The organism is Streptomyces sp. NPDC002701 (assembly GCF_042889045.1).
Classification (GTDB): Bacteria; Actinomycetota; Actinomycetes; order Streptomycetales; family Streptomycetaceae; genus Streptomyces.
Genome location: NZ_JBIAQL010000008.1, coordinates 218424 through 241097 on the forward strand (window position 1 = coordinate 218424; position 22674 = coordinate 241097).

A 22674-nucleotide genomic window follows, 5' to 3' on the forward strand; every position below is an offset into this window, starting at 1 on the left:
CTGGCCCCGCCCCGCCCCGCCCCGCCCCGGGAGAATCGGTTCTGCAGCATGGGCGGTCCTGCTCACCGACACCTCAGGAGAGCAGGAAATCCGCCTCCCCCGCCTTGGCGCCCTGGATGAACGCGGTCATCTCGCCGGGGGTGTAGATGAGCGCGGGACCGTCCGGGTCGGCCGACTGGCGGACCGCGATCCGGCCGTCGGCGAGCTTCATCGCCTCCAGGCAGTTGCCGCCGTTGCCCCCGCTCCACGGCTTGTGCCAGCCCTCGCTGCCCAGTTCCCTGGCGGGCATGCCGTTGTAGATCCGCGCGACGCGTATCCGGGATTTGATGCGATCCATTCACAGCTCCTTGCGGAGATCCGACAGGATCTCCTTCGTGCGATGTGCCGTGGCGGCCTGGGCCGCCATGCGGTCCATGACCTCGAGATGGGCTGCCACCTCGCTGCGCGCGTCCAGGTAGACGGCGCCGGTCAGGTACTCGCTGTAGACCATGTCCGGCAGTTCGGGCATGGCAAAGCGGAACAGCACGAACGGCCCGTACGTGCCGGCGTGCGGTCCCGAGGAGAAGGGGGCGATCTGCAGGGTGACGTTGGGCAGTGCCGCGGCCTCCAGCAGCCGGTCGACCTGCTCGCGCATCACCGCCGGGCCGCCGACCGGGCGGCGCAGCGCGGTCTCGTCCATCACGGCCCAGAACCGGGGCGCACCCTCGCGCGTCAGCAGTTCCTGCCGCTGCATGCGCAGCGCCACATGGCGTTCGATGTCCTCGGGTCTGGTCTGGCCGACCGCGCCGGACTGCATGACGCCACGGGCGTACTCCTCGGTCTGCAGCACTCCGGGCACGAAGTGTGGCTCGTAGCAGCGGATGAGGGCGGCCGCGCCCTCCAGGCTGACGTACATCGAGAACCAGCCCGGCAGGATGTCGTGGAACCGCTGCCACCAGCCCGGCTGGTTCGCCTCCTCCGCCAGGGTGACGAACGCCTCGGCCTCGGCGTCGGAGACGCCGTACGACTTCAGCAGGAGCTGGAGGTACGGGATCTTGAGGGTGACCTCGGCCATCTCCATACGGCGGACGGTGGCGGCGGTGACACGCAGGACGCGCGCCGCCTCCTCACGCTTGAGCCCCGCGCGTTCCCGCAGGTCCAGCAGTCGCCGCCCGAGGACGACCTGCCCGACCGTCGGCGCGGACCGCGGCTCGCTCACGTCCACCTCCACTTTTGTCCAGACAGCCGGGGCGGCGCCCGTTCGGGCCCTGTACGGGTACCCAACTGACGCCGCGCCACGTGCTGTTGCGAGCAGTGTGCCACGGCCCCACTGCCCAGAACACTGCACTCTGCAATTTTCAGAGTGACACTTGCCAAGTGTTCACGACGGGGAGATAGTGGCAAGCGTGATTCCGTCCGCGCCGTTAGGAACAGACGCCGTCGAGGACCGGTCCCGTCTTGGCGCCGTTGCCGGGGTATCCCCCGACACGGCAGCCGAGCGCCGGTTCCGCTTCGAGCTGGCCGCACATCCGGGCTCCGCAGCACAGGCCCGGCACCTGACGCGTGCCCGGCTCGCGGGCTGGGCGGTCTGCGAGGACACCTGCGACACGGCGGAACTCGTCGTCTCCGAACTGGTCACCAACGCCATCGTGCACACGGCGAGCCGTCATGTGGTCTGCGAGCTGCACGACGGCGCGGACGCGGTGCGGATAGCGGTCCGTGACGAAGGATGTGCGCCGGGTGAGCCCCACCCGTCGCCACAGCGTCCTGACGAGGAGCATGGGAGGGGACTGCTTCTCGTCGCGGCGATGTGTACTGCCTGGGGCGCCCAGGAAACCGGTCCCGGACTTCTGGTCTGGGCCGAACTGCCGCGCTCGGCGAACAACGGCGCCGAGCCGCGGTCGGACCTGGGCTGGAGTGCGAGGAGCCGGCCGGCCCCTGCCGGCTCCTCGCCGACCGGCGGGGCCGCTGTCCCGCCGGTCGGGCACGAGTGGTTCTGACCGACCTGAACGTTCCACTCGCGAGCCGGCCACCGGCCGGTGCGGGCGTCCCGAGACCGAACCTAACTGTGAACACGGACGGGGGCTGAATGGGTGTGAGGGCTGGCTCGGCCGGTGTGCCGAGGGTGCTGAGTCTGGACACGCTGGTCCGTATCGAGCGCGGCCGGACGCCCTCGGGCGCGGACGCGTCCCGGCGGCTGACCGTGCCGGAGGGCATGCGGGCCCCGCTGGGCTGCGACGCGGTGGCGATACCCGCGGAACTCGGCCCGCTGCTGATGCCCCGGCTGCCGCGCGTCGGCTGTGTGTACGCCGACCGCACGCACTGGTGGTGGCTCGTGCCCTCCGACTCCGATGTCGCCCTGGAGTGGCCGGCGCCCGCGCACTACGCCACGGGAGCGCTCGTTCCCGTCACGCCCGACTTCCCCGGCCTGATCCACACGCCCGAGGGCAAGCTTCCGTACACTCCGCCGATCCCCCTCTACCTGGCGTTGTGCCGGGTGACGGGGACGCCGCCGGCCTGGTCCCGGCCGATAAGCGCCTGAGCCGTGTTCGTACGTTCGTCGCAGTAGACCTCCGAGTCCCTTGCAGTAGTCCTCCGCCTCCGGGCGCGTGGAAGCACGCGTTCCCGGGCATGGCACAGCAGGCCGTCCGAGCGCCCCGGGCGTGCTCCGGATACGCCGTGCCGGGCAGGGCGCGCGCCCTGCCCGGCGGCGCCCGACACCGCGATAGTGGCCGTTCGTCCACGATCGGGAGGCATCGGTGGGGTCTGCTGAGTCGACGGGATCGCCCAAGAGGACCGCATCGGCGGCGCCCACCGGGCCCGCCCCGCAGAAGACGGACCCGCAGCCCGCGGGTCCGGACCTGAAGAAGGCGGCCCCGGAGGGTGGCGGCACCGAGCAGGGGGCCGGCGGCACCGAGCCGTCCGAGTCCGAGCGGCTCCTGTTCGGCGGGCCGCTGCGGTACGACATGGGCTGGTCGCAGCACGCGAACGCCTTCCTGGAGCTGAACTTCCGCGCCATGGTGACGCGGCTGCCCGCGCTGCTCTCGGCCAGTTTCCGGCTGGCCTGGCAGGCGGACCGCCCGGCCGCGCGGACCGTTCTGGCGGCGGAGGTGGGCCGCGGTCTGGCGCAGGCGGTGAGTCTGCTGGCGGTCAACAGCGTCCTGGGCCGCCTGCTGGGCGGCGGCCAGGTCGCGGACCGGCTGCGGGACGCGGTGCCCGCGCTCGTCACGGTCGCCGTGGTGATGCTGCTCGCCGCCCTGCTGCGGGGCGCCTCCACGTACGCCACCGGCCGGCTCGAACCGAAGGTGGAGCGCGTCGCGACGGAGCTGTACCTGGAGCGGGCCGCGGCGGTCGAGCTTGCGGCGATCGAGGACGAGGCATTCCACAAGCTGCTGGACACCGCGCAGTGGGGCGCCTCGTCCGCCCGGCGGATGATCCCGATCGCCACGCGTGTGGTGAACGCGGGGATCTCTCTCGTCGCGGCGGCCGGCGTCCTCACCGTGCTGCACCCGGCGCTGCTGCCCCTGCTGGTGACGATGACGCTGCCGAGCGCGTGGAGCGCGCTGAGCATCGCGCGCCGCCGGTACGCGTCGTACCACGTCTGGGTACAGCACGTCCGGGCCAGCCGGCTGATCGGCAACCTGCTCACCGAGCCGGGTGCCGCGCCGGAGATCCGCGTCCACGGCATCGGCCCGTTCCTGCTGCGGCACTACCGCGCGATGTCGGAGTCCGCCGAGACCGAACAGACCCGCCTCGCCCGCCTGGAGGCGCGGACCGGTCTGATCGCGGCCGCGTGGACCGGCGTGGCCGTCGTGGCGACGTACGCGACACTCGGCGGGCTGCTGCTGGCCGGCGCGATGTCGCTGTCCGTGGCGGGCACGGCGGTCATCGCGATCCGTACGGGCTCCGCGAACCTCAACACCCTCGTCCTGGAGGTCAACACCCTCCACGAGGAGGCCCTCTTCGTCGGGGACCTGCAGCGTCTGTACGTGGAGGCGGCCGAGCGGGCCATCCCGGTCGGCGGCGCGGCGCTGCCCGAGCGGCCACGGGAGATCCGCTTCGAGGACGTCACCTTCACCTACCCGGGCAGCGCGGCCCGGCCCGCGCTGTCGGACCTGACGCTCAGCCTCCCGCTCGGCAAGATCGTGGCGCTCGTCGGGGAGAACGGTTCCGGGAAGACCACCCTGGTCAAGCTGCTGGCGGGCCTGTACGCGCCCCAGCGAGGCCGGATCCTGTGGGACGACGTGGACGCGGCGACCGCCGACCGGCACCTGCTCGCCGAGCGCATCGCGATGGTGGCGCAGGACTTCAAGCGGTGGCCGTTCACGGCCCGGGTGAACGTCGCGATCGGCCGGGCCTCGGCGCCGCTCACCGACGAACGGCTGGGCGAGTCCCTCAGGGAGGCCGGGGCGGAGGACGTGGTGGCGGACCTGCCGCGGGGGCTCGACACCCTGCTGGCCCGTATGTTCACCGGCGGCCACGAGCTGTCGGGCGGCCAGTGGCAGCGGCTCGGCATCGCACGGGCGGCGTACCGCCGGGGCGCGATCCTGGTCGTGGACGAGCCGACGGCGGCTCTCGACGCCCGCGCCGAGCTGGAGGTCTTCGAGAAGATCCGGTCCCTGGCGGGTACCGGTCAGACCGTCATCCTCATCACGCACCGGCTGGCGTCGGTGCGCCACGCCGATCTGGTGCATGTCCTCGACCAGGGCCGTCTCGTGGAATCCGGCACGCCGGACGAGCTGCTCTCCTCGGGTGGCGTCTTCGCCGAGCTGTACGGGCTGCAGGCCGGGCAGTTCGCGGCGCGGACGCCCGCCGCGCGGGTGCCGGAGCCGAAGGCGGGCTGAGCTCCCCTACGCGCGGCTCGCCCCGCCCGGCCGGCGACCGCCGGCCCGGCTCACTCGGCGACGAGTTCCCGCACGACGACCAGGAAGGTGTCCGTGGACAGGTCCATCACGACGTCGACGTGCTGCCCCTCCAGGCGGCGCGCCTGCGCGAACTCCTCCGCGGGCCAGGAACCACGCGGCCCGCCGGCGGGAAAGCGCTCCAGCACCGTTCGACCGTTCACCATCCTGCACCTCCATGTAGCGCTGCTCCCGTGAGAGCCCTTGAAGAGTTAAACGCTCATCATGGGGGCAAGGTCTCGCGAAGTGACGCTACTGAGACGTAGTCGACACATGTTCACGACGATCGGGGGAACACGTGTACGCCGTTTCGCACTCTCGTCGCAGCGTCCGCGCTCAGTCCTCGTACTCGTCGTGGTACCGGACGCGGTCGCTGCCCGCGGGCGCGCCCAGCGCCGACGCGCGCCCCTCGGGCCGCTCCCACTCCTCCTGCCGCCCGAGCGCCGTGAGGTCCAGGAAACTCGTGGTGGACCCCAGCCCGTCGAGGCCGCGATCGAACGTCGAGTACGTGTGGAAGATCCGCTCCCGGTCCCGCAGGAAGCAGCTCACCCCCGGCCGCTCGTACGGTCCGCCGCCGCCGTCCCCGGCGTCTTCTTCGAACGACACCTGGAAGTCGTGGTTGAACTCGTTGCCGTACGACGAGTACCAGGGCAGCGTCCATCCCATCCGCGCCTTGAAGGGCAGGATCTTCGTATAGGGCGCCCTGGAGACGAGCGCCAGCTCGGTGCTCCGCGCGCGCAGATGGGCGAGGTGCCCGATCTGGTCGACGAACGCCGAACAGCTGCGGCAGCCCGCGTCCCACTCGGGCGCGAACATGAAGTGATACACGACGAGTTGCCGGCGGCCCGCGAAGAGGTCCAGCAGCGTCGCCTTGCCGTCGCCGCCCTCGAAGACGTATTCCTCGTCGATCTCGACCATGGGCAGCCGTCGCCGGTTCGCGTTGAGCGCGTCCCGCGCCCGGGTCGCGGCCTTCTCCCCGACCAGCAGTTCCTCGCGCGCGGCACGCCATTCCTCGCGCGACACGATCCGCGGAAGCGTCATTGCTCCTCCTTCGATGCGGTGCCTTCACAGGGGTGGACCGGAGGAAGGAGCGGAACTCATCGGTGGCGGGCGGCGGTCGGCGGACTTTCCGCCTCAGGTGTCGTAGTCCTGGATGCGTCTGCCGTGGCTCCGGTCGATCAGGGCGGGCATGCGTTCGTTCATCTCCTGTACGACCGACGGGACGTCGAGGGTGAGGAGTTCGCGGTCTCGCATGAGGATCCGTCCGTCGACGATCGTCGTGCGTACGTCGCCTGCGCGGACGCTGTGCACGAGGGTGGCCGCGAGGTCGTGCACGGGCTGGGTGTGCGGTCCCGTCAGGTCGACCAGGATGATGTCGGCCGCGCGGCCCGGTGCGAGGCTGCCGATCCGCTCGCCGAGCCCGACCGCCCGGGCGCTCTGCAGCGTGGCGTGGTGCAGGGCCTGCCGGGAGGTCAGCCGGCGCGGGTCCGCCCCGGTGAACTTCTGCGTCAGCGCGGTGAGCGCCATGGACTCCCACACGTCCAGGGAGTTGTTGGAGGCGGCCCCGTCCGTGGCGAGTCCCACGGGGATGCCGAGTTCGCGCAGGGCCTGTACCGGTGTGGTCGTGGGCCAGGCGAACCTGAGGTAGCCGCGGGGCGCGCTCGCCACGGCGACGCGTCCCCTCGCGCGGGCGAGCACGGGCAGGTCGCGCTCCATGATGCCGGTGCCGTGCGCGATGAGCAGGTCGGTGTCGAGCAGTCCGGCGCCGGCCAGGACCTCGATCGGTGTACGGCCGTGGCGGGCGAGGCTCGTGTCGCTCTGGTCGCGGTTCTCGGCGGCGTGCAGGTGCACGGGCAGGCCGTGTTCCTGGGCGGAGCGGGCCGTCGCGGCGAGGTCGGCGTCGTCCACGGTGTAGGGCGCGTGCGGGGCGAGCGAGGTGGTGATGCGGCCGCCGGCGGTGTCGCGGTGCCGCAGGGCGAAGTCGAGCGACCGCTCGCGGCCCTCGGCGCCCTGGGAGGAGAAGAACGCCTGCCCGAGGTTGGCGCGCAGACCGCTCTCGGCCGTCACGGCGGCGACGGTGTCCATCGAGAAGTAGTGGTCCGCGAAGCAGGTGACTCCGCCGCGGATCAGCTCGGCGCAGGCCAGGCGGGCGCCCAACTCGACGTCCCGGTCCTGGAGGTTGGACTCGATGGGCCAGACGACGTCGTTGAACCACTGCTCGACGGGAAGGTCCTCGGCGATGCCGCGCAGGGTGACCATCGGGGTGTGGGTGTGGCAGTTGACCAGTCCGGGCATCGCGACCTGGCCCCGGGCGTCGATGCGTTCGGCGGCGGGGAGGTCCACCGGTCCCGTGGTGAGCGCTTGGATGCGGCCTTCGCGTACGACGACGGTGGCGTCCTCGACGAACCCGATCTGTTCGTGCTCGTCGTGCACGAGGGCGGTGCAGTGGGTGATGACGAGGTCGGCGGCGATCCGCGCGGGGGCGGACGGGGAACCCGGTGCGTCGGTCTTCGCGTCGGGCGAGGGCTCGGGCGAGGTCATCCCGCCACGGTACGGCGGGATCGTGCCGTCGGACGGCGTGAACCTCAGAACCCGGACAGGGCCCGGCGGGAACCGTGCGGGGGGTCCGTGAGCCCGGCGTGCTCCCGCCGGTCCACGAGTTCGTCGAGGAGGGTGGCGAGGCGCTCGGTGTGCCGCGGGGTGAGCTGTCCCGCGTCGTCGAGGTGCACGGCGCAGGCGGTGGTGGTGTCCACGAGGCGTTCGAGGGTGGCCGCGACCTCGTCGGTGCCTTCCGTCCGGCGGGCCAGGGTGGGCAGTTCGGCCAGGGAGCGGTCGATCGCGGCGCGGGCCTCGGCCAGTGTCCGGTATGCCTCGCGGCGCAGCGCCCAGCGGGCGGCCCGGTCGTCGGCGCCGCTCAGGACGTGTGTGAGGTAGGCGTGCGCGGCGTCGGTGGCGGCGCCCAGCCGGGCCCGTACGTTCCCGCCGCGCTGCCCCGGTGCCGGGAGGTGCCCGACGACCAGCACGATCGCGCAGGCCAGCAGCGTCTCGCCGATGCGGCCCCAGGATGCCTCCGGCTCACCGCCGACCATGACGAGGGCGAGGACGAGGACGGTGACGACGGCCGTCTGTGCGGCGAAGTGCCGGGTGGCGACGGGGACGAGGGCTCCGCTGATCGCGACGAGCGCGACCAGCCCTTCGGGCCGGGGCAGCACGGCCGCGAACCCGGCGAAGACGAGGGCGCCGAGGACGGTGCCGGCCGCCCGGTTCAGGACGCGCGAGACGAGCGGGCCGAGGTCCGGCTTCACCAGGAACACCGCGGTCGCGGGGAGCCAGTACCAGTGCACGTGGTGCAGCGTCTGCGCGACGGCGGCACTGGCGCCGTAGCAGAGGGCGACGCGGAAGCCGTATTCGCGCCCTCCGGTTCCGGTGGCTGTGCGCAGCGCCGCCGTGACGCGCAGGGGCCGCAGGTGCAGGCCCTTGCGCGCGGTCCGCTCGGCGCCGCGTCCGAGCGGATGCCCGTCGGCGTCGCCGTGCGGAACCGGGCCACCGCGGTCGAAGGTCTCGGCGGCGTGCAGCAGCGCGTCGTCGAGGGCGCGCAGTCCGGGGACGGACCGGGAGGGCGCGGGCAGCGGCCCGACGCTCTCCCCGGTCCGCACGGCGGCGGAGAGCCGCCGGGGACCCTCGGCCGTACGGGCGGGCAGGGCGTCCCCGGCCCAGGCCAGGGCGGTCGCGGCCTCGGCGAGCGGCAGCGCGGCGGCGTACTGCGCGCGCAGCCGCCGCTCGGCCGCGGAGGTGGCGTACCGCCGCAGCCGCGCTCCCGCCAGCGCGTCCTGGGCGTGATCGAGTGCGGCGGTCAGCGCGGCCCGCCGGCCACCGGCCTCCGCCCCGCCCACATGGGCGAGCAGGTCGGCGACGGCGTCGTACACACCGGCGACCGCCGCGCGTTCCCCGTCGAAGCGGAAGTCGCCCGCGAGGGCGCCGGGGGTGGGCAGTGCGAGCCGCAGCACGATCAGCCAGCCGGCGCCGGCGAGGAAGAACAGGGCCCGCTGCCAGCCGGGTTCGGGCAACGGCATCCCGGCGCCGACGGCCGCGGCCACGAGCAGCTGGGTGCCGGCCCCGGACGCGACGGGCCCCACCGCGCTGACGGCCCCGGCGACCAGCCCGAGCCCGGTGAGGAGCAGGGTGAGCGGGACCGCCCCGACCCCCTCCCCGGCGTACGTGCCGACGACGAGCCCGGCGGCACCCGCGAGCGCGGGCAGCCCGATCCTGTGCACGGCGGCCCGCCGGCTCCCGGGCCGGTCGTTGATTCCGGCGAACATGGCACCGAGGGCGGCCATGACCCCGAGCGTCTCGCGCCCCACCAGCACGGCCACGACCAGCAGGGGCCCGCCGGCGAGCAGACCCCGCACCACGGCGGCCCACGGTACGGGCCCTCGTTGCCCCCGCAGCGCGTGCGCGAGCCAGAGCGGCAGGCGGCGGGAGACGGCGGAGATCGGTCGCGGCACGGGCACGGGCTCCTGTCGGGCGAGGGCGGTTGCGGGGTGGCATGCCTTCGGGCGACGTCGGCCTGGGCGGTGTCTCTACAGTCTCCTACGGCCTCCACCGTAGATCGTGTCCGGCGAGGAGAGCGGACGCGGACATTTCCACGGTGTGACGATTCCGGGGAAAGCGGATGTCTTCATGAAGGCGACCGCGACCACGATCGCGACCACGCAGGAGCGGGCCCGAGGGCGTAGCCGGCCCCCGGGCCCTGTGGTGCCGCCCATCTGGCACGCCGGCACGCTTGAGGACCCAGGTCAGTTTCACGCGCCGCGTCCTGCCTTTGGACCACCGCACATCGAGCTGTGCGGGCCGGACTTGAACCGGCATTTCGACGTCCGGGCCTGAGTCCGGTCGATCCGGCGATCGGCGGCGAATGCTGAGTCTGGAGCAATAGTCTGAGATTGATCGCGGTCTGCCTCTGCCGGTTGGGCCACCGCGGCGCGTAGGCACCCGCTGGGCGACTCGTACAGTCAGTACGAGAGGTGCGGGTGCCGCTCTGTGCCGCGGGGAGGACTCGAACCTCCACTGGGACCGCGCAGTCACGACAAGCTTCAGGTTCAGCTTGCGCTCCTCGCGCACCCCGGCCGTCATGAGTGACGACCGGGGAGTTCTTGAGGCTACCCGAACAGGTAGCCGAAGACGGCGTCTCCGACACGCTGGTCGGTGACGTCCACGCCGTTCGCCTCCTCCCGGGCGAACTTGACGGCCTGCTGCAGCTTCTCGACGCGGTCGAGCAACTCGTTGACGCGTCGCGCGGGCAGGGCGCCGGAGAACTTCACGGTCGTCCAGTACCCGACCGGGACGTCCTCGTAGTACACCTCGACCTGGGCCGGGTGCTTCTCGGTGGCCTCGGCCTTGACGTGGTTCCGCGGGACCTTCTTCGTGCGCAGGGTCCGCACCGGCTCGGTCTTCCACGCGTCGGTCGACGGGTCCTGGACCCACGACTCGGAGGCGTCGAGCACGGGCAGCTTCCGTACGAAGGTGTTGAGATCCGTGAGCTGCTTCTCGAGGAAGAGCAGGTAGGACACCGGAACCTCGGCGACGAGCACCCGCCCGTCGACCTTGACGTCCGCGCGGGCCGTGCAGTTGGCCCAGTCCTTGGTGGCGGTCACGTCGAACAGCCGGGTCAGGGTGGCCGCGGTCTCCCGCAGCACGTTCTCGGCCTGCACCTGCACCCGGGTCGACTCGGGCGGCAACTGCTCGCCCTCTTCGTCCTTGGGCTGATACGTACGCGAGATGCCGGCCAGCAAGGCGGGTTTCTGCAACCCGTGATGAGCGGCCGTCAGGTCCTGATGGGACTTGGACTTGATGCCCTTCTCGACGGCAATGATCTGATTGAGTTTCGCCACGCCCGTGACGGTAGCAGTGCCGACTCGGCCTCCTCGAATGATTATTCGACGACGCCGGGCCGTGCGGCGTCCTCGGAGGGCGAGCTGCGGGGGGCGCACCCTGCGCAGGGCGCGCCCAGGACCTCAGCTGCCCATCGCCGCCGCCTTCCTCAGGGCGGCCAGTTCTTTGTACATCACTTCGCCCGGGCACTCCGTCGCCATCCAGTCGCGGTGGCCGCTGATCTCGTCGACCTCCTTCTTGGCGCCGCTCAGCGGGTTGGTGTACGTGACCTTGGCCTCCGGGTCGACCCCGTGCATGCGGACCAGGGAGCGGACCAGGTTCGTCAGGGCGTCGCGGGCGGCGGCGGTCGGGCCCTGGTCCACCATGTTGCCGATGAGCGCGATGCCGAGGTTGCCCGCGTTGAACCCACCCGTGTGGAAGGCGGTCACGAGTTTGCCGTCCTCGTCGTGGGCCGGGGTGGCGGTCTCGCCCGAGTACCGGCCCTCGTAGATCTCGCCCTTCTCGTCGACGAGGAAGTGGTAGCCGATGTCGCCCCAGTCGTTGGTGACCGCGTGCAACTGGTACATCGCGCGCACCGTGGCGGCCGGGTCCGGGTCGCCGTTCTTCGTGGCGGTGTGGTGGATCGTGAGGGTCTGGAACGGGTGGTACGTCTGCGGCGAGTTCTCCGTGCCGTCCGGCTTGAAGCGGAGTTTCTCGTCCGCGCCCCAGGCCGCCCGCGTCAGGTACGCGACACCGCGCACCCGTGTGGTGTCCACGGGCACGGCGACCCTGCGCAGCGGGCCGTGGGTGGTGTCGATGGCCACCGACCGCAGATCCGTGGCGCCGTCCGGCGCCCTCAGCTCGTAACCGGCGGCCTGGTTCACGGGGATGAGCAGCGCGCCGCCGTCGCCGTCCGCACAGCCGGGCTCGCTCAGGGGCTGCCAGGCGCCCTTGCCGCCGTCGGCGCCGATCAGCCGGATGCCGCCGCCGGTGGCCGCCCGCGGGCCGCTCCAGCGCACCCCCACGTAGCCGATGGGGAAGGCGGGCCGGACGGGTGCCTCGCCGACGGCCGCCTCGGCACGGGTCATGGGGAACGTCCTGGAGGTCGTGCCGGGTCCGGTGTCCCCGTTGTCCGCGTCGGCCGCCACCGGGTCGGTGTCGGCCGTCACGGCGGGGGCGAACACGGCGCCCGCCGCGACCGCGCCCGCGGCACCGAGCAGCCCGCGCCGGGTGACGCGTGACCAGGCGCGGCGGGAGGGCGCAGGCGTGGCGGAAGTGGAGAGGGCGGAGGGAGTGGGAGACGCGGAGGAAGTGGAGGGGCTCGCGGGGGGAAGAGTCATGGGGGTTCCTTCGGTGGTGCTGGTCGTTCCTGACGGCTGCGGGGCCCGCGCGGCGTACGCGACCCACGCTCCCGCCATGCTTGGAGAAGCGGCGGATCATTGCGCCGCGACGCACCGACGCCGTCCGTGACCGTCGATAAAAGCCCCGAATGCACTCCTTCACCCCCTCCAGCGGTGGGAACCCCGGTCGAACGGCCGCCGAACACAGGGCGCGCCGAACATGCGGATGCGGCTCCGGACCTCCCGAAGCGGTTCCGGCCCCGGCCCGGCTCCGGCTCGGCCTAGAGTCGCCTCATGCTGATCGAGCACCGCGGGCAGCGCCCCGTCGTCCCGGCCTCCGCGTACGTCGCCCCGTCGGCCGTCCTCTGCGGCGCCGTCACCCTCGGCGAGCGCGCCCGCGTCCTGCACGGTGCCGTGCTGACCGCGGAGGACGGGGAGGTACGGACCGGCGCGGACGTCGTCATCATGGAGAACGCCCTCGTACGGGGCCGCCGACGGCACCCCGCGATCATCGGGGACGCCGTGCTCATCGGCCCGCACGCCCACATCAACGGCGCCCGCGTGGAGGACGAGGTCTTCGTGGCCACCGGAGCCGCCGCCTTCCCCGGAGCCGTCGTGGGCGCCGGTTCGGAACTGCGGATCAACAGCGTGCTGCACGCGAACTCGGTCCTGCCGCCCGGCACGGTCGTCCCCATCGGCTGGATCGCGGCCGGCGCCCCGCGGGCACGGCTCTTCTCGCCCGACCAGCACGACGAACTGTGGGAGGTGCAGGCGGAACTGGACTTCCCGGGCACGGTCTACGGAGTCCCCCGCGGTACCTCGATGCGGGACATCATGGCCGGACAGGCGGACCACTTCGGCGCCCACCTCGCGGACCGGGTCGTCGAGGACCGGCTCATCGAGGACCGCCCCGCCCAGGACCGGCCGCACGACGACGGCCCCCCGGCCACCTGAGACCCCGCCCCGCCCGGCTCACCCGGCTCACCCACGGGCGTTCCGCGCGAGCTCCAGCGCGTACGACGGCCACCACTGTCCGGCGGGCGGCCCGCCCCGGCAGATGCCGTCCGACTCGCCCGGACGCTTGACCCACAGGTACGCGTCGATCAGCGGCGCACCCGTGACGGTGGTCGGCGCCACGCCCAGAGCCCGGCCCGGGGGGTTGCACCAGGACTCCGTACCGGTGTGGGGGCCGTTGCCGTTGCGGCTGCTGTCGATCACGAAGTGTTTGCCCCCGAGGGCCCCGGACAGCTCACTGCCGTACGTCGAACTGGCGGCGTCCGTCTGGAAGTTGGAGACGTTCAGGGCGAAGCCGTCGGCGCGGGCGACGCCCGCCCGGGTCAGCGGCCCGACCAGCCGGTGCGGGTCCGGGTGCCAGGCGGAGTTGCCCGCGTCGAGGTACACGCGGGTGTTCGGCTGCCGTTCGAGCCGGTCCACGGCGTACGCCAGCAGCGCGTACCGCTCCGCCGGCGCGACCCGGTCGCAGCCGGCGATCGCCTGGGCCACGGCGTCCGGTTCGACGATCACGTACGCGCCCCGCTCCCCGAGCCCCACCGCGAACTCGTCGATCCACTCCCGGTACTCCGTCGCGCTCCGGGCGCCGCCGTCCGAGTGGGAGCCGCAGTCGCGGTGCGGGATGTAGTACGCCACCAGCACCGCCGTACGCCCTTCCCGCGCGGCGGCGGTGGTGCGGGCCTCCACGACGGCCCGCGGGGCGGGTCCGGCCAGCCACTCGGCCTGCGCGCGGGAAGCGATCCGGTCCATCAGCAGGGCATCGGCGACCCGTCCCGCACGACGCCATTCGGCTGCCTGCCGGGCGGCGCCGGAGTCGGGATCGACCCAGAAGGAGACGTCGGGCTCCACCGGCGCGACACCGACACCGACACCGGAACCGGAACCGGCACCGGCACCGATGTCACCGAGGGCGCCTCCGGTGCCGATGTCGATGCCGGAGACGCCCCCGGTGTCCGCACCGGATCCGGCACCGTCGTCGATGCCGCCACCTCGACCCTCGCCTACGCCGGCGCCGCCACCGCGGCCCTCACCGGCGCCGTCACCGATGCCCAGGTCGACACCCCAGTCACGGGCACCCGCCGACCCGCCCGCCCCCGTGGCCCCGCCGCCCCACAGGACGGCCGATGTGGCCGCGGCCAGTGCGACGAGCGCGACGGCGAACGCCCGGACCCGGGCACCGAGAGGTGCGGCCACGACCGACTCCGTTCCCGCCGCCGACGGCAACGGCGGCGACTCGTCCGCGAGGCACCGGCCCACACGCCGGCGGCTTCCTCCCGGAGTCTGCGGTCACCCGCGCCCCGCCGTCGCGCCCACCGCCTGCGCGACACCCGGAATCACTCCGACGGCGGCGGCACCGGCAGCGACGGCGGTAGCGGCGGCTACGACGAGGGCTGTGGCGGAGGCGAGGGCGAGGGCGGTGGCGAGGGCGCCCAGGTCCGCCGCTTCGGCAGCGGCTTCGCGTAACCGCCCGCGCGGCTCGTCGACAGCCCCAGTGACACCAGCGACTCGGCGAGCTTCACCGCCGCGCCCACCCCGTCGACGACCGGCAGGCCGAGCTTCTCCCCCACGGCCCGCTGCAGGCCGGTCATCCCGGCGCATCCGAGCACGAGGACCTCGGCACCGGCGTCCCGGGCGCGTCCGGCCGCGGCGACGAAGGCCGCTTCCGTGCGCTCCGGGTCACCGAGGTCGAGCACACCGAGTCCCGTACCCACGACGGCGGCGCAGTTGCGGCCGACCCCCGCCGTGCACAGGCTGTCCTCGATCTGCCCGGCCGAGCGTTCCAGCGTGGTGACGACTCCGTACCGCCGCCCGAGCAGGCACGCGAGGTGGGCGGCCGCCTCGGTGATGTCGACGACGGGCACGTCCACGAGTTCCCGTACGCCCTCGCGCCCGTGCTCCCCGAAACCAGCCAGGACGACGGCGTCGTACGGACCCTCGTACGTCCGCAGGGTGTCGAGGACGGCGGCCGCCGACAGGTAGCTGTCGAGCCAGCCCTCCGCGGACTCGGGCCCCCACGCGGGGGTGAGCCCGACCACGGTGGTGCCCGGCTCCGCCGCGGCCCGGGCACCTCGCACGATCTCCTCGGTCATTTCCCGCGTCGTGTTGCAGTTGGTGACGACGATCCGCACGCTCAGCCCTCCTGCGGAGCGACGGCCGGGGCCGGCGGGACGGCGGCCGTGTCCGTGGCCGTGCCGGCGGCGGCACGCTCAGAGCGGCACAGCAGCGCGTACAGACCGGCGGCGAGCGCCGTCCCGATGAACCAGGAGTACGGAGCCACGTCGCTGAAGGTCTTGACCAGCGCGAGAACGGCCGAGACCGCCGCCGCGGGCAGGAACGCCCAGAGCGCCTTGGGGTTGACGCCCTTGCGGTAGTAGTAGCGCGATCCGGGGGTCGCGTCGAACAGCTCGTCCACGTCGATACGGCCGCGCTTGACCCAGAAGTAGTCGAGCATGATCACGCCGAACAGCGGGCCTAGGAAGGCGCCGAGGCCGCCGAGGAAATAGTTGACGACCGTGGGGCTGGAGAAGAGGTTCCACGGGGTGACGACCAGTGCGGCGACCGTGCTGATCAGGCCGCCGACCCTGAAGGTGATCCTCTGCGGCCAGACGTTGGCCAGGTCGTACGCGGGCGAGACGAAGTTGGCGACGATGTTGACGCCCATGGTGGCGATGGCGAAGGTCAGCGCGCCGAGGATCAGTACCCATTTGTTGCCGATCTCGGCGACGAGGTGGGCGGGGTCGGTGATGGCCTTGCCGAACACCTCGATGGACCCGGCCGTGACGATGACCGACACGATCACGAAGGCGGTCGAATTGATCGGCAGGCCCCAGAAGTTGCCGCGCTTGACGGTCCGGTAGCTGGGCGCGAAGCGCGAGAAGTCGCAGAAGTTGAGCATCAGCGTGCCGTACGTGGCGAGGATCAGCCCGATCGCGCCGAACCACTGCCGCCACTGCTCGCCCGCCGAGACGGGGTTCGGGGTCGAGGTGAGCGAGATGGTCCAGCCGGCCTTCGCGAGGATCCAGACGGCGAGGGCGATCATCACGAGCCAGATCGCGGGACCGCAGAAGTCCTGGAACTTCCGTACGGACTCCATGCCCTGGCTGATGATCAGCGCCTGGACCAGCCACAGCGAGACGAAGGACATCCAGCCGAGCGCGTGGAGGCCGAGGAAGGAGCTGTGGGTCCAGGACTCCAGACCGGGCCAGGCCGCGAGCAGCATGATGTTGACGGCGACGGAGGCCAGGTAGGTCTGGATGCCGTACCACATGATGGCGATGACGGCCCTGATCAGAGCCGGGATGTTGGCGCCCCAGACACCGAAGCTGATGCGGCTGACGACCGGGAAGGGCACGCCGTGCGCCTGCCCGATCTTCCCCATCCAGTTCATGCCGATGTAGATGAGCACGAAGCCGACGAGCAGGGACGTGAAGATCTGCCAGACGTTCATGCCGAGCACCAGCAGCCCGGCCGCGAAGGTGTAGTTGCCGAGGTTGTGGACGTCGGACATCCACAGGGCGAAGAGGTCGAAGACCTTCCAGTTGCGCTTGCCCGCGGGCGCGAGGTCTTCGTTGGTGAGCCGGGGATCGGGGACGAACGCCGGCGTGCCGGTGGCCGCGGCTGGATCGGCGAGGGACACAGGGCCTCCATGAGCGTGGGGGCTATTTTGGTATACCAAACTGCGGTCATAGTCCCGCTCCCGACGACAGCGGGCCATGTCCGTGCGGTTACAGCTCGGTAAAACAGTCCCGGGGTCGGCGAGGATGGACCCATGAAGACGGTCGAACCGCTGGGGGCGGTGCGTGAGCGGGTCCTCGGCTCGCTGCGGCAGGAGATCATCGCCGGGCGGCTGCTGCCCGGCGACCGGCTGGTCGAGCGCGAGCTGGCCGAGCGGTTCGGGGTCTCCCGGGTGCCGGTCCGCGAGGCGATCCGGGCCCTGGTCGCCGAGGGCTTCGTCCACTTCGAGACCCCCCGCCGAACCGTCGTCCGCCGGCTGACCCCCACGGACGTCACGGAACTCTTCGAACTCCGCGAGGCCCTGGAGGTGTACGCCACCGGTCTGGCCGCCGAGCGCGCCACCCGGGCCGACCTGGCCGAGCTGGAGGAACTCCTCGACCGCGCGGCGGAGGCGACCGCGGCCGACGACGCGGAGGCGATCACCGACATCAACACCCGTTTCCACGACCGGATCCTGGCGATGGCGGGCAACAGCCTGCTGATCTCCGTGATGGACCCGGTCGACGGCCGACTGCGCTGGCTCACCCGCCGGAACGAGGAGTGGCCCCTGCTCCTCTCCGAGCACCGCGAGCTGTACGCGGCCATCGCCTCCGGTGACCGGGAGCGGGCCCGCGCCCACGCCCTGGCCCACGTCCAGGCCAACCACCGCTCGACGGTGCGCCACCTCTTCGGCGACGGCGACGGCGACGCCGGCGACGAGCACTTCGGCCAGAGCAAGGGCGCGGGCACGGGTGCGGGCACGGGCGCCGGTTTCGAGGGAGAAGAGTGACGGCCCGTACGGCGATCGGCGCCGCGAGGACCCGGCCCTGCACGCTCGTCGTCTGCCGCGGCTGCTGCTGCGGTGACGCCCGCAAGTACCCCGGCTACGACCACGCCTGGCAACTGGACCGGCTGCGCGCCGCCGCCGACGCCTCCGGCGGCCGCCTCGCGGTCCGCACGGCGGACTGCCTCGGCCCCTGCGACCAGGCCAACATCATCGTCGTCCAGCCGTCGGGCGAGGGCCGCAGACGCGGCGGCCGGGCCGTCTGGATCGGCTGGGCGATGGGCGACGACTGCACGGACGAGATACTCCGCTGGGCGGAGGCCGGCGGCCCGGGGATCGCCGCTCCCCCGGCGACCCTGGAACTGCAGTTCGTCCGGTCCGCGGGCGAACGGGACCGGGCACGCCGCTAGTCGCTCCGCGCCGGAGCAGTCGCGACCGAGCAGTCGCGAGAGGGCGGTAGCGAGAGGGCGGTCACCCGGCTGCGGGCCGTCGGCGGTCGGCCGCGCAGTTCCCCGCGCCCCTGAGGGGGCGCCTTCGGTGGTCTCTCCTGGTCGTCACGAGGCCGGAGTGGTGGGCAGTCCCGCCGTGCGCGCCGCCGCGCGCAGCACGTCCCGCAGCATCCCGGGAGTCAGCCGACCCGTGAACGTGTTGCGCTGGCTGACGTGGTAGCAGCCGAAGAGTTCCAGCGGCCGGTTCGGACCCTCCAGCACGAGCCGTGCCCCGTGCGCGAAGGCGGGCCTGGGCCGAGGCACCTTCCACCCCGCCCCGGCGAACGCGGGCAGCGCGGCCTGCCAGCCGAAGCCGCCGAGTACGACGACCGCGCGGAGGGTGGGTTCGAGCAGTCGCAGCTCGCTCACGAGCCAGGGGCGGCAGGTGTTCCGTTCCTCCGGCGTCGGCCTGTTGGCGGGTGGCGCACAGTGCACGGGGGACGTCACGCGGACGCCGTACAGCGCCAGCCCGTCACCGGCGCTCTCGGACGTGGGCTGCGAGGCGAGACCCACCTCGTGCAACGCCGCGTACAACACGTCCCCGGACCGGTCCCCGGTGAACATCCGGCCGGTACGGTTCCCGCCGTGCGCCGCGGGCGCGAGTCCGACCACCAGCAGGGAGGCGTCCGGCGGTCCGAAACCCGGCACCGGGCGGCCCCAGTACGTCCAGTCCGCGAAGGCGGCCCGCTTCGTCCTGGCCACCTCCTCCCGCCACTCGACCAGCCGAGGACAGGCCCGGCAGCCGGAGATCCGCCCGTCCAGCTCTGCCAGGCTGTTTTCCCGCTCCATGCCCCCACGGTATGCCCGGCCGCGTGCCGGGTCCGTGACGACGAAAAGGATGCCGACCGCGTTCCCGCCGAGGGCTAAGGTCGGACCATGGCTTCAGGGACTCAGAGGAACGCGGACGACGAGGCGGGGCACGAGGTCGACGGACCGCTCACGGACGGCTCCACCGACGCCGTGGCCGTCGCGAAGGCCGCCGCTCCCTCGAACGGCGAGACCGTGCGCGTCGACAGCTGGATCTGGTCCGTGCGCCTCGTGAAGACCCGCTCCATGGGCGCCACCGCCTGCCGGGGCGGCCATGTCCGGGTGAACGGCGAGCGGGTCAAGCCCGCGTACGCCGTCCGCGTCGGTGACGAGGTCCGCCTGCGCCACGCGGACCGGGAGCGGGTGGTCATCGTGAAGCGCGTGATCCGCAAGCGGGTCGGGGCTCCGGTCGCCGCCGAGTGCTACGTCGACAACAGCCCGCCGCCTCCGCCCCGCGAGGCCGTCGCACCCGCGGGCATCCGTGACCGGGGCGCGGGCCGCCCCACCAAGCGCGACCGCCGCGAACTGGAACGCCTGCGGGGTCTCGGCTCGCCCGACGGCGGCCCGAAGGCACCTTAGGGACTGCGACGGGAGTCGGTGTCCGGCAGGAGCCCTGGAGGTCCCGCCGGACACCGTCCGCGTCCGGGCCCGCGCCCGCTGCTCAGGACCGGCGCCTGACCAGCCGCACCAGGTCCGCCGCCTGCCCGCGTCGCGCCCAGGCGATCAGTGCGAGCGGCAGGATCAGTATGAGGGGGGTCGCCGCGTACTCCCCGTCGAACACGGCGAGCTGTGTGATGAACGCACCCACCATCAGCGCGCCCAACGACACGGCCGCCAGTGAAGCCAGCGCCGGGATCACCAGCGCGATGCCGCCGGCCAGTTCGAGAAGTCCGATGGTGTACATCCCCGCACTGCCCCAGCCGATCTCGTCGAACGACTCGACCGCCGAGGAATGGGCGACGAGCTTGGGAACCGCGCTCGCGATCACGTAGAAGAGCGCGAGCAGCACCTGAAGCCCCCGCAGGGCGAGGCGGGCCCGGCGGCCACGGGCGGTGGCGGACTCGGCGACGACGGTGCCGGACGAGGCGGCGGCGACGGAGGGAACGGCGGTCTCGGACATGAGGATCTCCTGTGTGAAGCGGCTCGCGGTGCTGTCACAGAGGTAGACCGCCCCACCGTCCGAAACTCATCGCCCCAGAACCGGAACCGGGGCCAGGGCCAGGGCCCGGACCAGGATCCGAGCCGGAACCGGGACCCGAGGCCGGACCGGGACCCGAGCCGGGACCGGGACCGGAGCCGGGGCCAGGGCCGAAAGCCCAGGGCTTCACGCCTCCGCAGGTACCGCCCGCACCCACACCCGGTCCTCCGTCAGATACCTGTCGACCTTCAGCCCCGCCTCCGCCAACGCCTCCTCGAACTGCTCCTGGGTGAGCGGCCGGGCCAGGAACGTCTGTGTCCACACGGCATCCGGGAACACGTACTCCGCCCGCACGGAGTTGACCCCGTCCCCGACCGGCTCTGCGGACAGCATCCGCACCGTGAACCCGCTCGGATCGACCCGTTCGCGCGGCAGGTCGCTGTGGTAGTTCTCGCCCTCGCGCTGGATCAGCACACAGCCGCCGTTCGCGACATGACTGCGGCACACGTCCAGCATGCCGCGCCGAACCTCGACGTCGCCGGCGTGCACGAGGAACGACGCGAGCATCACCACGTCGAACTTCTCGTCCAGGTCGAGCGTCTCTATCGCGCCGCATATCGTGCGCGCCCCCCGCACCCGCTCCAGCATCTCGGCGGACTCGTCCACGGCCGTCACCGTGAAGCCCCGCTCCAGGAGCGCGTGGGTCATACGCCCCACACCACTGCCCAGTTCGAGGATGTGCGCCCCCGCCGGCACGGCCGAGGCGATGATGTCCGGCTCGTCCCCGACGGGCAGCCGCGTGTACAGCTCGACCGCGCAGCCGTCCGGCGTGATGGCGCCGGGTCCCGTCCCCTCGTATCCCTCACGCATCTCGATCGTCATACCGGCACAACGGCCCGCGCACGGCGCCTCGTTCCCGCCTCCTCGTGCACCACCCGTTCGAGTGAGACGTGATCCGGCCGGGCGGACGGACACAGCGACTGGCCACAGCAGGTCGATCAGAGCGAACCGGTCACAGCGAGTCGGTCACAGCGAGCCGGTCAGAGCGGGAACCATCCCTGCCCTCCGTACCAGTGGCCGCCCGCCCGCAGGTGGTCCCCCACCGCCCGTTCCACCCCGGTCCGCCGCGGCAGGTCCGCCACAGGCAGCTCGGGGTCGCCGAAGACGAATGCGACGGGGGCCCTGTCGTCCGCCTTCGTCTCCTCGTGGGCGGCCCGGAACCGCTCCTGGAAGCGCACGATGTTGGAGTCGGCGGGCAGATACCGCTTCAGCTGCGGATCGAGCAGCCAGGAGTGGCAGACCGCCACCTCGTAGCGCTCGTCCGGGTAGTGGCGTGCGAAGAACTCCCGTGCCAGGTCCAGCGACTGGTCGCAGGCGTCCGGTGACAAGGGCCCCCGGAAGTCGGCGATGTGCAGGCTCAGGCAGAGGCCGCCGGGGCCCGTGCCGAATCCCGCGGCCTCGGCCGCCCGCCCGGTGTGCCCGCCCAGCCGCGCGCGCTGGAACTGCAGCCGCCCCAGCTGGTACAGCTCCCCGTGGAAGTGCAGGCCGATCCACCACGGCACCAGCAACCCGGTCGTGCCGGTCCGCCGCCGGTGGACGGCCAGGTTCCGGCCCAGGTCGGCGAGCGTGCGCCGGGAGATGTCCGCCGGGATGTCCCGCTGCCGGTGGTAGGCACGCACGTACGGCAGCGCGGCGATGAACACGAACACCTGGAAGGTGCGGCCCAGCGCCCCGGTGGACTCCGGGAACGCCGGTGGTTCCCAGTCGTTGCCGATCTCCCCCATGTCGCTCACGAACCGGGCGACGCACCGCCCGAGCAGCGTCATCGCCTCCGGGTCCGCCACCAGCCGGGCGCGCAGGGCGACGAGTTCGTTGACGCACTCGTGCGGCACGGACAGATCGAGCAGGACGTCGGGCAGCGCGATCGCGTCAGGAAGGGTCGCCTCCGTGCGGGGTCCGTCCTCGCTCTCCAGGTCCCGCAGCCAGCCAGCCAGCTTCTTGTCCGCCCGCAGCTCCTCCACCAGCACAGCCGCTCCCCATTGGTCCGCTCTTGGTGAACCTGCACCATGAACAGTACGTTTTCCGAAGGAGCAGCGGTCCCGATGCGTACGGGCAGTGAACCGACGGATGCGTACGGGCAGTGAATCGGCGAACGCTCGCAGTGCCCTGCCGGCCGGTACGGCTGCGGCTCAGTGTGCGGGGGCCGGTGCGGGCAGGACGGATCGGCTCGGCTCGGCTCAGGAGTCGAACCGCGCCGCTGCCAGGTACTCCGGCTGTGGGTCCAGCGCCGCTGCCAGCCGGAAGTGCCGCTTGGCCTGGCCGGGCTGCCCGGAGCGCTCATAGGTGCGGGCGAGCGCGAAGTGCGCGAAGGCGTTGTCCGGCTCGCGCTCCAGCACGATGGTGAACTCCAGCTCGGCGGGCCGCAGTTGCGCCGCGGCGAAGAAGGCGCGCGCTCGCAGCAGCCGGGCCGCCGTGTTCTCCGGGTAGGCGGCGATCACGTTGTCGAGCAGTTTGACCGCGCCCCGGGGATCCCGCGCGGCGAGCAACTGCTCGGCGGCACGGAAGTCGATGACATGCGTCTCCGGAGTACGTCCGGCGAATCCGCTGGTCTCGGGCACGGCACATTCCTTCCCTCACTGGA

At 72.5% G+C, this 22674-nt stretch carries 23 protein-coding genes; 7 read left to right on the forward strand and 16 right to left on the reverse strand.

Features of this window, described 5'->3' with window-relative positions; all coding sequences use genetic code 11:
- Positions 1-73: 73 nt before the first annotated feature.
- Together ACFYXC_RS23075 and ACFYXC_RS23080 are read right to left on the reverse strand one after the other, a co-directional pair.
- The gene (locus ACFYXC_RS23075; RefSeq protein WP_217460243.1) at positions 74-337 is read right to left on the reverse strand and encodes a DUF397 domain-containing protein; all 264 of its coding nucleotides are present in this window, start codon (positions 335-337) and stop codon (positions 74-76) included.
- On the reverse strand, positions 338-1198 hold the full coding sequence (locus ACFYXC_RS23080; protein ID WP_389553872.1) for a helix-turn-helix domain-containing protein: 861 nt from the start codon (positions 1196-1198) through the stop codon (positions 338-340).
- Between the two features lie 178 nt (positions 1199-1376).
- Here ACFYXC_RS23080 and ACFYXC_RS23085 point away from each other — a divergent pair, with 178 nt between their 5' ends.
- The 3 genes from ACFYXC_RS23085 to ACFYXC_RS23095 all read left to right on the forward strand — a co-directional run bounded on the left by ACFYXC_RS23085 (position 1377) and on the right by ACFYXC_RS23095 (position 4823).
- Positions 1377-1979, forward strand: coding sequence for an ATP-binding protein (locus ACFYXC_RS23085; RefSeq protein WP_388915027.1), 603 nt, complete (start codon positions 1377-1379; stop codon positions 1977-1979).
- An 89-nt stretch (positions 1980-2068) separates the two neighbouring features.
- Positions 2069-2521, forward strand: a complete 453-nt coding sequence (locus ACFYXC_RS23090) for a hypothetical protein (RefSeq protein ID WP_388915024.1) — start codon at positions 2069-2071, stop codon at positions 2519-2521.
- A gap of 424 nt (positions 2522-2945) precedes the next feature.
- Positions 2946-4823, forward strand: a complete 1878-nt coding sequence (locus ACFYXC_RS23095; protein ID WP_389553948.1) for an ABC transporter ATP-binding protein — start codon at positions 2946-2948, stop codon at positions 4821-4823.
- Positions 4824-4873: 50 nt separating this feature from the next.
- Here the strand turns inward: ACFYXC_RS23095 and ACFYXC_RS23100 are convergent, their stop codons facing one another.
- The 6 genes from ACFYXC_RS23100 to ACFYXC_RS23125 form a co-directional block, all read right to left on the reverse strand.
- A complete protein-coding gene (locus ACFYXC_RS23100; RefSeq protein ID WP_388915022.1) occupies positions 4874-5047 on the reverse strand; it encodes a hypothetical protein in 174 nt (57 codons plus the stop codon).
- A gap of 169 nt (positions 5048-5216) precedes the next feature.
- Entirely contained in the window at positions 5217-5921 is a 705-nt protein-coding gene (locus tag ACFYXC_RS23105; RefSeq protein WP_389553873.1) for a DUF899 domain-containing protein, read from the reverse strand.
- A 93-nt stretch (positions 5922-6014) separates the two neighbouring features.
- Positions 6015-7421 (reverse strand): amidohydrolase, encoded by a 1407-nt coding sequence (locus tag ACFYXC_RS23110; protein WP_389553874.1) that lies wholly within the window; start codon positions 7419-7421, stop codon positions 6015-6017.
- 44 nt (positions 7422-7465) lie between these two features.
- A complete protein-coding gene (locus ACFYXC_RS23115; RefSeq protein WP_389553875.1) occupies positions 7466-9385 on the reverse strand; it encodes an FUSC family protein in 1920 nt (639 codons plus the stop codon).
- Between the two features lie 654 nt (positions 9386-10039).
- A complete protein-coding gene (locus ACFYXC_RS23120; protein WP_388915013.1) occupies positions 10040-10771 on the reverse strand; it encodes a hypothetical protein in 732 nt (243 codons plus the stop codon).
- Between the two features lie 123 nt (positions 10772-10894).
- Positions 10895-12091: a peptidoglycan recognition family protein gene (locus ACFYXC_RS23125; protein WP_389553876.1), complete on the reverse strand. Its 1197-nt coding sequence runs from the start codon at positions 12089-12091 to the stop codon at positions 10895-10897.
- A gap of 294 nt (positions 12092-12385) precedes the next feature.
- Here ACFYXC_RS23125 and ACFYXC_RS23130 point away from each other — a divergent pair, with 294 nt between their 5' ends.
- On the forward strand, positions 12386-13045 hold the full coding sequence (locus ACFYXC_RS23130; protein ID WP_389553877.1) for a gamma carbonic anhydrase family protein: 660 nt from the start codon (positions 12386-12388) through the stop codon (positions 13043-13045).
- A gap of 27 nt (positions 13046-13072) precedes the next feature.
- Here the strand turns inward: ACFYXC_RS23130 and ACFYXC_RS23135 are convergent, their stop codons facing one another.
- From ACFYXC_RS23135 to ACFYXC_RS23145, 3 genes are all read right to left on the reverse strand, one after another.
- Positions 13073-14296, reverse strand: coding sequence for a glycoside hydrolase family 6 protein (locus ACFYXC_RS23135; RefSeq protein ID WP_389553878.1), 1224 nt, complete (start codon positions 14294-14296; stop codon positions 13073-13075).
- A gap of 185 nt (positions 14297-14481) precedes the next feature.
- Positions 14482-15231: an aspartate/glutamate racemase family protein gene (locus tag ACFYXC_RS23140; RefSeq protein ID WP_389553879.1), complete on the reverse strand. Its 750-nt coding sequence runs from the start codon at positions 15229-15231 to the stop codon at positions 14482-14484.
- Between the two features lie 2 nt (positions 15232-15233).
- Positions 15234-16739, reverse strand: a complete 1506-nt coding sequence (locus ACFYXC_RS23145) for an NCS1 family nucleobase:cation symporter-1 (RefSeq protein WP_389553880.1) — start codon at positions 16737-16739, stop codon at positions 15234-15236.
- 132 nt (positions 16740-16871) lie between these two features.
- On the opposite strand from ACFYXC_RS23145, the gene ACFYXC_RS23150 reads away from it, so the two are divergent.
- A complete protein-coding gene (locus tag ACFYXC_RS23150; RefSeq protein ID WP_389553881.1) occupies positions 16872-17606 on the forward strand; it encodes a GntR family transcriptional regulator in 735 nt (244 codons plus the stop codon).
- Positions 17603-18010: a (2Fe-2S) ferredoxin domain-containing protein gene (locus tag ACFYXC_RS23155; RefSeq protein WP_389553882.1), complete on the forward strand. Its 408-nt coding sequence runs from the start codon at positions 17603-17605 to the stop codon at positions 18008-18010. Before ACFYXC_RS23150 ends, ACFYXC_RS23155 begins: the two co-directional genes overlap by 4 nt.
- A gap of 144 nt (positions 18011-18154) precedes the next feature.
- On the opposite strand, the gene ACFYXC_RS23160 is transcribed toward ACFYXC_RS23155, so the two are convergent.
- Entirely contained in the window at positions 18155-18877 is a 723-nt protein-coding gene (locus ACFYXC_RS23160; protein ID WP_388914991.1) for a uracil-DNA glycosylase, read from the reverse strand.
- A gap of 87 nt (positions 18878-18964) precedes the next feature.
- Between ACFYXC_RS23160 and ACFYXC_RS23165 the strand changes: the two genes are divergently transcribed.
- Complete coding sequence (locus tag ACFYXC_RS23165; protein ID WP_389553883.1) at positions 18965-19474, forward strand: RNA-binding S4 domain-containing protein; 510 nt, start codon at positions 18965-18967, stop codon at positions 19472-19474.
- A gap of 82 nt (positions 19475-19556) precedes the next feature.
- On the opposite strand, the gene ACFYXC_RS23170 is transcribed toward ACFYXC_RS23165, so the two are convergent.
- From ACFYXC_RS23170 to ACFYXC_RS23185, 4 genes are all read right to left on the reverse strand, one after another.
- Complete coding sequence (locus ACFYXC_RS23170; RefSeq protein ID WP_388914985.1) at positions 19557-20015, reverse strand: DoxX family protein; 459 nt, start codon at positions 20013-20015, stop codon at positions 19557-19559.
- Positions 20016-20219: 204 nt separating this feature from the next.
- Positions 20220-20915, reverse strand: coding sequence for a class I SAM-dependent methyltransferase (locus ACFYXC_RS23175; protein ID WP_389553884.1), 696 nt, complete (start codon positions 20913-20915; stop codon positions 20220-20222).
- Positions 20916-21073: 158 nt separating this feature from the next.
- Positions 21074-22060 (reverse strand): acyltransferase domain-containing protein, encoded by a 987-nt coding sequence (locus ACFYXC_RS23180; RefSeq protein WP_389553885.1) that lies wholly within the window; start codon positions 22058-22060, stop codon positions 21074-21076.
- A 210-nt stretch (positions 22061-22270) separates the two neighbouring features.
- Complete coding sequence (locus tag ACFYXC_RS23185; RefSeq protein ID WP_388914974.1) at positions 22271-22651, reverse strand: tetratricopeptide repeat protein; 381 nt, start codon at positions 22649-22651, stop codon at positions 22271-22273.
- Positions 22652-22674: the final 23 nt, after the last annotated feature.